This is a genomic window from Aeromonas sp. ZOR0002, from assembly GCF_963866995.1.
GTDB classification, from domain to species: Bacteria; Pseudomonadota; Gammaproteobacteria; order Enterobacterales; family Aeromonadaceae; genus Aeromonas; species Aeromonas caviae.
The window spans coordinates 1-9661 of record NZ_CAWMFQ010000002.1 but is presented as its reverse complement, the minus strand read 5'-3'; the positions used below and the strand labels follow the sequence as shown (position 1 = coordinate 9661).

Genomic DNA, 9661 nt, shown 5'->3' with positions numbered 1-9661 from the left:
TCACAGTATGAGCCTGCTGGTGGTGCGTCTCAACCCGCGCCACTACCCAAGGGCCATGGGCCTGCCCCCGAAGCAGACCATGGCTGTGCAGACGGCAGGCCACAAGCCTGCCTGATCCGGCGAGCACCGGCCTTGGGGGCCAGAAAACACAACACCGGCCTTGGCCGGTGTTGTTCATCAGGGTGCGGGAAGGCCCGGCGCTCAGCGCCCCTTCTTCTGGCGCCCGCCCTGCCCTGGCCGCGGTTTGCCCGGGGCGGGTTTGCCCCCCTTGCCGGGCGCGCTTTTACCTGCTGCCCCTTTGCTGGCAGCCCCTTTGCCCGCCCCGCCCTTGCCTGCGGGGCTCTTCTTCTCGAAGGCCTCGGGGCCCGGCACATTGGGCCGCCCGCCAATCTCGTGATCGTCGCTGCGCCGCGGCTTCTTGCCCTGGGCCGGGGTGCCGGCCACAGCCGCCTTGGGCTTGGCAACCTGAGCCCCCTTGGCCGGTTTGGCCTCGGAGGAGGAGTCCTCAATGAGCTTGAACAGCTCGATCAGCTCGTCGTCGGTGAGATCGCGCCACTCCCCCACCGGCAGCCCCTTGAGGCTGACGTTCATGATGCGGATGCGCTCGAGCTTGGTCACCTCGAAGCCGAAGTGCTCGCACATGCGGCGGATCTGGCGGTTGAGCCCCTGCACCAGGGTGATGCGAAACACGAAGGGGGCCTCTCGCTTCACCTTGCACTTCTTGGTGACGGTGCCGAGGATGGGCACCCCGGCCGCCATGCCCCGGACGAACTCGTCGGTCACCGGCTTGTCCACGGTCACCAGGTACTCTTTCTCGTGATCGTTGCCCGCCCGCAGGATCTTGTTCACCAGATCCCCGTGGTTGGTAAGGAAGATGAGCCCCTGGGAGTCCTTGTCGAGGCGCCCTATGGGGAAGATACGGGTGCTGTGGTTGACGAAGTCGACGATGTTGTCCTTCTCCCCCGCCTCCGTGGTGCTGACGATGCCCACCGGCTTGTTGAGGGCGATGAAGACCAGGCTGTCGGCTTCGCGCGGCTCGATCACCTGACCGTTGACCTTGACCAGATCCCCGGCAAACACCTGATCCCCCACCCCGGCCCGCTTGCCGTTGATGAAGACGTTGCCCTGCTCGATGAAACGATCGGCCTCACGACGGGAGCAGATGCCGCTCTCGCTGATGTATTTGTTCAGGCGCATGGATTCATCGGCCAGCATGGGTCACCTCCCGGGTCGGATGGGCCTTGAGAATGGCTGGCTGGATCAGCCGCGCTGTGGTCGGGTTCGTCTGCATACAACTCCATGAAATAAGGGCCTGCGCCCTGCATGTTCGGCAAAAAACGCCGCTACAGTAGCACATTGCACGCGCCCGCGCCCGGCCCCGTCGCACCCTGGCCGCTGGCTCACAGGGGGGGCTGCCCCTGATGCAGCAGCAGGCCCCCTATCCAGCGTGCGGTGACACCGCGGCCCTGATTGGGCTGCACCGCGCACTCCCCGCCTCTTTTCACTTCATGGTGCTTACTTCATGGGCCAGGCCCCCGCCGCCGAAGATAGGGTGCGGCCTTTGGCAGATAGCCAGATGATCTAACGCTTGATATTTATCCAGCAAAAATGCATAAAAAGATTTTGGTCATCGCGAATTATCTGCTCTGACCCGCCGACGACGGGAAATGACACCCCCATCGGGGCGCAACAACGGGCCCCTTGAGCCCCGCGAACCCTGAAGACGGGCATGATCCCCTCTCTGGCAGGACGCCACTTTCATCATTCACGACAGGAGTTAAAGATGAGTCATTCCCTCTCCCAGGAGGCCTTCCTGGCCCAGGTCGCCAGCCGCAACCCTCACCAGCCCGAGTTCATCCAGGCCGTGAGCGAGGTGATCGCCTCCATCTGGCCCTATGTGGAGCGCCACCCCCGCTACCTGCAACACGGCCTGCTGGAGCGACTGGTGGAACCCGAGCGCCTGGTGCAGTTTCGGGTGAGCTGGGTGGATGACCAGGGCCAGGTGCAGGTGAATCGCGGCTACCGGGTGCAGCACAGCTCCGCCATCGGCCCCTTCAAGGGCGGCATGCGCTTCCACCCCTCGGTGGATCTCTCGGTGCTGAAATTCCTCGCCTTCGAGCAGACCTTCAAGAACGCCCTCACCACCCTGCCCATGGGCGGTGGCAAGGGGGGCAGCGATTTCGATCCCAAGGGCAAGAGCGAAGGAGAAGTGATGCGCTTCTGCCAGGCCCTGATGCTGGAGCTCTATCGCCACCTGGGGGCCAACACCGACGTGCCGGCGGGCGACATCGGGGTGGGCGGGCGCGAGGTGAGCTACATGGCGGGCATGATGAAGAAGCTCACCAACAGCGCCGAGTGCGTCTTCACCGGCAAGGGACTCTCCTTTGGCGGCAGCCTCATTCGTCCGGAAGCCACCGGCTACGGCCTGCTCTACTTTGTCGACGCCATGCTGGCCCATCGCGGCCAGTCCCTCGATGGCCTGCGGGTCTCGGTGTCGGGCTCGGGCAACGTGGCCCAGTACGCCATCGAGAAGGCGATGGCCCTCGGCGCCCGCGTCATCACCGCCTCCGACTCCGGCGGCACCGTCTATGATCCGGACGGCTTCACCCCCGAGAAGCTGGTCCGCCTGATGGCGCTTAAAAACGAGCAGCGCAAGCGGGTCGCCGATTACGCCCATGAGCTCGGGCTCGAGTTCTTCAGCGGCCGCACCCCCTGGCACCTGGCGACCGACGTCGCCCTCCCCTGCGCCACCCAGAACGAGCTGGATGCCGAAGATGCGGTGCAGCTTATTGCCAACGGCGTGCAGCTGGTAGCCGAGGGGGCCAACATGCCCTCCAGCGCCGCCGCCATCCGTCTCTTCCACGAAGCAAAGGTGCTGTTCGCCCCGGGCAAGGCGGCCAACGCCGGCGGGGTTGCCACCTCTGGCCTCGAGATGAGCCAGAATGCCCAGCGCCTCTCCTGGACCCGGGAGGAGGTGGACGCTCGCCTCAAGGGGATCATGACCAGCATCCATGCCACCTGTGTCCGTTACGGTCAGGATGATGACCATGTGAACTACGAAAGCGGCGCCAATATTGCCGGCTTCGTCAAGGTGGCCGACGCCATGCTGGCGCAAGGGGTCTGCTGAACGCCTTGGCCAGGGGCTTCCCCCTCAACACAACGGCAGCCCTCGGGCTGCCGTTGTGTTTGGTGCCTGGCGCGACTTCACACTCTCTTCACCCAGGCATGAAAGTCTCCCATCCGTTCCATCTCGCTGACGAGGATAACAAGATGACGATGAAAATAGGTGCCCTGCTGATCCTGGCCGGGCTCGGCTGCTTTGTGGCCTTCAACCTGCTGGGCACCACAGTGGATGCACAGGGCTTCCTGCACGAGCCCTTTGCCCTGCTGCCCCTGGGCTATCTGCTGCTCTTCACCGGCATGGTGCTCAGCTTGCTCCCGCCACTGCGCAGGGCCCTCGCCAAAGGGGAAGAGAACCGGCCCTGATGCGCCAGGGGCTCAGCGATAGCGGCTGATCTCGATAAGGTTCTGGTCCGGATCCAGGCAATAGACCGATTCGATGGGGCCACAGGCACCGCTTTTCATCACAGGCCCCTCCACTATCTCGACCCCCTGGCTCGCCAGCTGATCCATCACCTGATCCAGGGGCCAGCGGGTGATGAGGCAGAGATCCCCCGACCCCACCTGCGCCCGGTTGCGCGCCTCCTCCCCCAGCAACTGCAAATTGATCTTCTGGTTGCCAAAGCGCAGGGCCCGGCGGCCTGCCCCGAAGGTGATGGGCTCCATCTTGAAGGCGCCGCTGTAAAATGCCACCGCCCGCTCAATGTCGCTGACCGTCAATACCAGATGGTCGATATGGCTGATCATGGTCTCTCCCTGTCATGGTGATTGCCGCACCATCATACCCACCCGCCTCAATAGAAACTGTGGCATGGTGCACAGGGGGGCTAACCACTTATTTTGACTAGGGAAATACCTTAACGCACGGCGGCACACGCCTTGTCTCGCTGGGCCAGCAGGGCTTCGTCGTCGCTCTCCATGGCCGCCAAAATGGCCTGATTGCAGGCCCGCTCCGCGAGCTTCCCCGGGCTCTGCTGGGCATCGGCGATCTCCGCAATCATGGGGCGATAACCGACAGCCGCCGAGCAGTACATGGTGCGGTACTTGGGAAGCTGCCAACTGCTGTCGTCTTGCCGTGTCAGGTCATCGCACAGTTTGCCAAACAGTGCCTGCGCCTTGACCGTGCACTGACTGAAGCGCCGCACATCTTGCTCGTAGGGACGGCAGACACTTTGCTGTTTTATCTGCCAGAGCTGGAAAGAGAAGGGAACCTGCTCTCCCTCATAGGGCACTACCAGCGTTTTTAGCTCGGTGCCATAGATATCCGTCACTTGTTGCTGCACCAGATTGAGATAAGCCGAAAAAAGATAAGAAATTGGATCCATCACCACCTCCCTGTGGTTCGCCTTCTCTATCTTCGCCACCCATGGCTAGATAGATCTTCAAATGGACAAAATTAGATAACAGCTTACTGATTTAGCTAAAAAAAATGATACCCTGCCTACTCCCCTTATGCACAAAATTCAAGGTCAGTCACCATGCAGCAATGTGGTATTTATGAACAACTCATCACACAACTGTTGGCATCAAGACTAGATCGATCGCATTTCTACATCGGGGAACGACAACTGGAGTCTGCGGAGGCCGCAGTCTGGTTATCACGATTCCTAACTCGTGTGTTGGAATATGCTGTAGGCTCGGTCACTGGCGATGACCCATTACAACGGCAGATTGAGCTGGCTAACCAGTTATTGCTTTGGCTAAAAGATCGCATACAAGACCCAGACTTTATTGGCGAGAACCTTATCGACAGTCAGGGAAAAATTCTGACCGCGCTCTACCAGTTGGATAACCCCATCTCTGCCAATTTAAAGCAATATGCCGAAGATATTTTTCCTCTGACCGGTCTAACGCAAAGTGAGCTGTTCTGCGGCAGCAATGCGGGTTTGTCGATGGAGTCAGAGATTAAACGGGAGATATTATCGGCAGATAGCATCTGCTGGCTGGTTTCATTTATCAAGTGGGCAGGTATCCGTATTTTCCGTCATGAGCTGGAAGAGTTCACTCGCAGCGGCCGCCAATTAAAAGTAATTACTACCTCTTATATGGGGGCGACCGACGCCAAGGCAGTTGAATTTTTAGCCAGCCTCCCAAATACCGAAGTCAAACTCAGCTATAACACCCAGCGCGAGCGGTTGCATGCCAAGAGCTATCTCTTTTGCCGAAATACCGGCTTTCATACCGGCTATATAGGTTCCTCCAATCTCTCTCACTCTGCCCTCACCAGCGGCTTGGAGTGGAACCTAAAAATCACCTCGCAAGAGATCCCTCATATTATCGAGAAATCCCTGAGTACCTTTGAAACCTATTGGGAATCCGATGATTTTGAGCTGTTTGATGGCAAGCTCGAAAGCCGTACAAAATTGCAGCATGCACTGCAAGAGGCCCGTGGGGATGGGGACAGAAATAACCCTGCCTATTTCTTTGATATCACGCCGTTTCCCCATCAGCTGGAGATCCTTGAACAATTGGCGATGGAGCGCGCTTTACACCAGCGCTTTCGTAACTTGGTGGTAGCGGCTACCGGTACAGGGAAAACTCTGATCTCCGCCTTTGATTTTGCGCGTTTTTTGAAAACCAAACCCGATGCCAAGTTTCTGTTTGTCGCCCACAAAGAGGAGATCTTGCGCCAAGCATTAGCCTCGTACCGCGGAGTGCTCAAGCAATCCAATTTTGGCGAACTCTTGGTCGGCGGCGCCGTGCCAACCCACTACCGTCAGCTGTTTGCCTCGGTACAATCTTTGAATAACCAGCTGGCTAATTTACGTCTTAGCCAAGACTATTTCGATTACATCGTCATTGATGAGGTTCACCATATTGCGGCGGCCAGTTATCGCGGTCTGCTCGCCGCCTTTGAACCTCAGATTCTGTTGGGATTAACCGCAACGCCAGAGCGCCATGATGGCGGTGATATTCTTGCCGACTTTTGTGGTGTCATCGCAGCAGAAATCCGCTTGCCCGAGGCAATCAATCGTCGCCATCTCTGTCCATTCCAATATTTTGGTATCGATGATGATACTGACTTGCGCCAAGTGACTTGGAAAAATGGCCGTTATGACATCACTGAGCTCACCAATATCTATACCCACAATCAGCAGCGGGTACAGAAGATAGTCCAGAACCTCAATGAGATCGTCACCGATATTACCAAGATCAAAGCACTGGCATTTTGTGTGAGCCGTGAACATGCCGACTTTATGTGCAAGGCATTTTTATTGAAGGGCATCAAGGCTGACATCCTCACTAGCGATAACCGAGACGAGCGACATAGTAAGCAACAAGATTTGCGTACCGGCGTTATCAATATTCTCTGCGTGGTGGACATCTTCAACGAAGGGGTTGATATCCCGGAAGTCGATACCTTGCTGTTTTTACGACCAACGGAAAGCCTCACCATCTTCTTGCAGCAATTGGGACGTGGCCTGCGGCTGGCGAGCGATAAAGAGTGCTGCACCGTATTGGACTTTGTTGGGAATGCCCGTGCGGAGTATGACTTTGCCCAGAAATTCCGGGCACTGGTGGGTAAAACCAATAAGGCGATCAGCCACGAGATCAAACAGGGCTTCCCTCACGCCCCCTTGGGCTGCCGTATCGAGCTCTCAAAACAGACCCAAGAGTTAATTCTGAGCAATATCAAAAAGGCGACTCTCAATACATCGCGCCTCATGGGCCTGATCCGCCGTTTCTCACAGGATTGCGATTTACCACTGACACTGACGAATTTTTTGAAGTTCTACCCTCATATCAGCCTTGAGGAGATCTACAAGCGCGGCAATTGGAGCGCCTTGGTCAAACAGGCCCACAACCATACCATTTCTGAAATGAGCGATGAGAAGCTGTCGACCCTCTACACCCGGGCCATCAAAACCCGGCTATTGGGCTGCGATGCGCTCCATTACTTGAACTTCTTACAAACCTTGGTGGAAAGCGCCTTTACCTTAACGGCTGAGCACGATGAGCGGATGGCCTTGATGTGCCATTACGACTTCTGGCAACAAAGCGGCCCCAACGCAGGCTTTAGCTCCTTGGCGCACAGCCTGAAACAACTCAATCAACCAGAGTTAAGGGCCGAGCTGGCAGATCTGTTGCCCATGCTGATCAACCGGGTGCAGCACGAACAAAGAGCCATGCCAGATCTTCCCGGCAATCCACTACAACTGCATGCTCGCTATGCCAGAGAGCAAGTGCTGGTTGGCTTTGGCGCGACCACCTTCGCGCAGCAACCCACGGCTCGCGAAGGGGTGTATGTCATCGCAGAGCACAATATCGAGTTGCTGTTCGTGACCTTGAACAAAACGGAGCAGCACTTCTCCCCCACCACCCGTTATCACGACTACGCCATCAACGAGTCGCTGTTCCATTGGCAGAGCCAAAACAGCGCTCGCCCAGAGCGAGGTAAGGGGCTGAGTTACATAAACCACAGAGCAGAGGGTAAGCGCGTGTTTCTGTTCGTTCGTGAGCAGAGCAAAGATGAATTTGGCCGCACCCTTGGCTTTGTGAACTTCGGTGAGGTGGAGTACATCTCCCACAGCGGTAGCCAACCGATGAACATTAAATGGCGTCTCACTACTCCGATGCCGCCTTTTATGTGGAAAGAAGCGGCCAAATTGGCAGTTGGCTGAGCGACCCATCACAACAAGGCCCACCCACGGCGGGCCGCCTTCGTGTGGTCAGCAGGCAATCCGCTCGATTCGGCCACCGCTTAGTTTGAAGAAGGCATCCTGCGGCAGCTCCTGCAGCCAGGTGGTGGTGTAGTCCAGATCCACATAGGCGCCGCGCAGCATGGCGCCAAAGAGACCGTGAGAAACCACGATGGCCTGCTCGGCAATGTGCTCGTCCTCAAGCCATTGCCGGGCCCGGCGCTGAATGCCTTCAAAACTCTCGCCATGGGGGGCCCGCAGATACCAGTCCGGCTCCTCCAGATCCAGCTCGGGGTGGGCCGCCAGCAGTTCGGGTACCCGGCGACCCTCCCACTCCCCCATCCCCAGCTCCACCAGCCGCTCGTCCCAGATGATGCGCTCCTGGTCCAAGCCAAGCTGCTGACACACCCGCTCCGCCGTCTGCCGTGCCCGGCCGAGGGGGCTGGCGTAGATCGTCCAGTCGGTGGGCTCGGTCAGGAGGTCGGCCAGGCGGGCCCCCATGGCGAGGGCCTGGGCTTCGCCCCTGTGGGTCAGCTCGGAGTTGCACCGCCCCTGCAACCGCAATTCGGCGTTGTAACGGGTCTGGCCATGGCGCAGCAAATAGAGGGTTCGAGACATGGTTTCTCCAGCAGAGTCAACGAGATAAGAAAACAGGGGGAAGATGATAACAGATGTACCGGGTCAACCAAGACCCGGAGGATGCAGGCTTGTGCTGACTCCTTGAGCGCATGGCCTGCGGCTATACGTGAAAGGGCAACAGGGGCTGCGCGCCTTTATCGCACAGGCGCCTTGTGCGCATACCACACGCCTTCGCCACGGGCCCGGCGCGCCGTGGCAAGCGCCCCATGCCCCCTATCTTGTTGTTCAGACGGGATAAAATGGGGATCTGCCGGTTTATCGGTCACAGGATGGCGGCCAATGCCAGAAAAGACAGAGTTTTTGCTCTGATCCGGGGGCCATTTTGGTACGTATCTCTGGCTCACGACAGGGACGCCTGGTGTACAATCTGCCACCCGATTTCCCCTGACCCGGCCCAGGCTCAGGCCCTGATGTACCCCAGAGTAAATGAACGTGACCCCAACCCACCCCATGCTCGACAGTTATTACAGCCAGGATCTGGTGTTCTTCTCCATCCTGGTGGCGGTGCTCGCCTCCTACACGGCGCTGACCATGACCAGCCGGGTGAGCCAGAGCCGGGGACGGGCCGCCGTGCTCTGGCTAGCGGGGGGAGCCTTCGCCATGGGGCTCGGCATCTGGTCCATGCATTTTATCGGCATGCTCGCCTTCAACCTGCCCATCGCGCTGGGATACGATCTGACCCTCACCGGTCTCTCCCTGGTGGCGGCCATCGGCTCCTCGGCCTTTGCGCTCTGGCTGGTGAGTCGTCCCCAGCTCCCCTGGCACCAGATCCTGTTCGGGGCCGTACTGATGGGGGCCGGCATCGCCACCATGCACTACATCGGCATGGCGGCCATGAAGATAGCGCCCGGCATCCACTACCTGCCTGGGCTTTTCATCCTCTCCATCCTCATCGCGGTATTCGCCTCGGGTGCCGCACTCTGGATAGCGTTTCGCCTGCGCAACAGCTCGCCCCGCGCCTTCTTCAGCAAGGCCCTCGCCTCCCTGGTGATGGGGGCCGCCATCATCGGCATGCACTACACCGGCATGGCGGCGGCCCAGTTCCCCGCAGATAGCCTGTGCGGGGCCCTCTACACCGGTCTCAATACCCAATGGCTGGCAACCGTGGTCATCATAGTGACCCTGGCGGTGTTCGCCATCGCCTTCGTGCTATCCATGCTGGATGCCCACGCCGCCAGGCTCTCCACCTCCCTGCATCAGGCCCACGACGAGCTGCTCAAGCTGGCGCTCCATGACAGCCTGACCCGGCTGCCGAACCGGCT

8 protein-coding genes are annotated in these 9661 nt (G+C 58.9%); 4 read left to right on the top strand and 4 right to left on the bottom strand.

The annotated features are described in order from the left end of the window. Positions 1-201: 201 nt before the first annotated feature. Positions 202-1215 (bottom strand): 23S rRNA pseudouridine(2604) synthase RluF, encoded by a 1014-nt coding sequence (gene rluF / locus AACR77_RS00220; protein WP_042877891.1) that lies wholly within the window; start codon positions 1213-1215, stop codon positions 202-204. Positions 1216-1783: 568 nt separating this feature from the next. On the opposite strand from rluF, the gene gdhA reads away from it, so the two are divergent. Next, a complete protein-coding gene (gene gdhA, locus AACR77_RS00215; RefSeq protein WP_042877889.1) occupies positions 1784-3127 on the top strand; it encodes an NADP-specific glutamate dehydrogenase in 1344 nt (447 codons plus the stop codon). A gap of 143 nt (positions 3128-3270) precedes the next feature. Then, entirely contained in the window at positions 3271-3486 is a 216-nt protein-coding gene (locus AACR77_RS00210; RefSeq protein ID WP_042877887.1) for a DUF3955 domain-containing protein, read from the top strand. Positions 3487-3498: 12 nt separating this feature from the next. On the opposite strand, the gene AACR77_RS00205 is transcribed toward AACR77_RS00210, so the two are convergent. Next, positions 3499-3867, bottom strand: coding sequence for a VOC family protein (locus AACR77_RS00205; protein ID WP_042877885.1), 369 nt, complete (start codon positions 3865-3867; stop codon positions 3499-3501). A 110-nt stretch (positions 3868-3977) separates the two neighbouring features. Then, on the bottom strand, positions 3978-4445 hold the full coding sequence (locus AACR77_RS00200; protein ID WP_042877883.1) for a hypothetical protein: 468 nt from the start codon (positions 4443-4445) through the stop codon (positions 3978-3980). A 153-nt stretch (positions 4446-4598) separates the two neighbouring features. Here AACR77_RS00200 and AACR77_RS00195 point away from each other — a divergent pair, with 153 nt between their 5' ends. After that, positions 4599-7742 (top strand): DUF3427 domain-containing protein, encoded by a 3144-nt coding sequence (locus tag AACR77_RS00195; RefSeq protein WP_042877881.1) that lies wholly within the window; start codon positions 4599-4601, stop codon positions 7740-7742. Between the two features lie 48 nt (positions 7743-7790). Here AACR77_RS00195 and AACR77_RS00190 read toward each other — a convergent pair whose 3' ends face one another. Continuing rightward, a complete protein-coding gene (locus AACR77_RS00190; RefSeq protein WP_042877879.1) occupies positions 7791-8378 on the bottom strand; it encodes a histidine phosphatase family protein in 588 nt (195 codons plus the stop codon). Between the two features lie 447 nt (positions 8379-8825). Between AACR77_RS00190 and AACR77_RS00185 the strand changes: the two genes are divergently transcribed. Then, the coding region (locus AACR77_RS00185; protein ID WP_331371152.1) for an MHYT domain-containing protein at positions 8826-9661 on the top strand (836 nt) is incomplete at its 3' end.

What these genes read in the sequence shown, in the direction of transcription:
- rluF (WP_042877891.1), bottom strand. Translation starts at nt 1,215, where the DNA reads ATGCTGGCCGATGAATCCATGCGCCTGAACAAATACATCAGCGAGAGC.
- gdhA (WP_042877889.1), top strand. Translation starts at nt 1,784, where the DNA reads ATGAGTCATTCCCTCTCCCAGGAGGCCTTCCTGGCCCAGGTCGCCAGC.
- AACR77_RS00210 (WP_042877887.1), top strand. Translation starts at nt 3,271, where the DNA reads ATGACGATGAAAATAGGTGCCCTGCTGATCCTGGCCGGGCTCGGCTGC.
- AACR77_RS00205 (WP_042877885.1), bottom strand. Translation starts at nt 3,867, where the DNA reads ATGATCAGCCATATCGACCATCTGGTATTGACGGTCAGCGACATTGAG.
- AACR77_RS00200 (WP_042877883.1), bottom strand. Translation starts at nt 4,445, where the DNA reads ATGGATCCAATTTCTTATCTTTTTTCGGCTTATCTCAATCTGGTGCAG.
- AACR77_RS00195 (WP_042877881.1), top strand. Translation starts at nt 4,599, where the DNA reads ATGCAGCAATGTGGTATTTATGAACAACTCATCACACAACTGTTGGCA.
- AACR77_RS00190 (WP_042877879.1), bottom strand. Translation starts at nt 8,378, where the DNA reads ATGTCTCGAACCCTCTATTTGCTGCGCCATGGCCAGACCCGTTACAAC.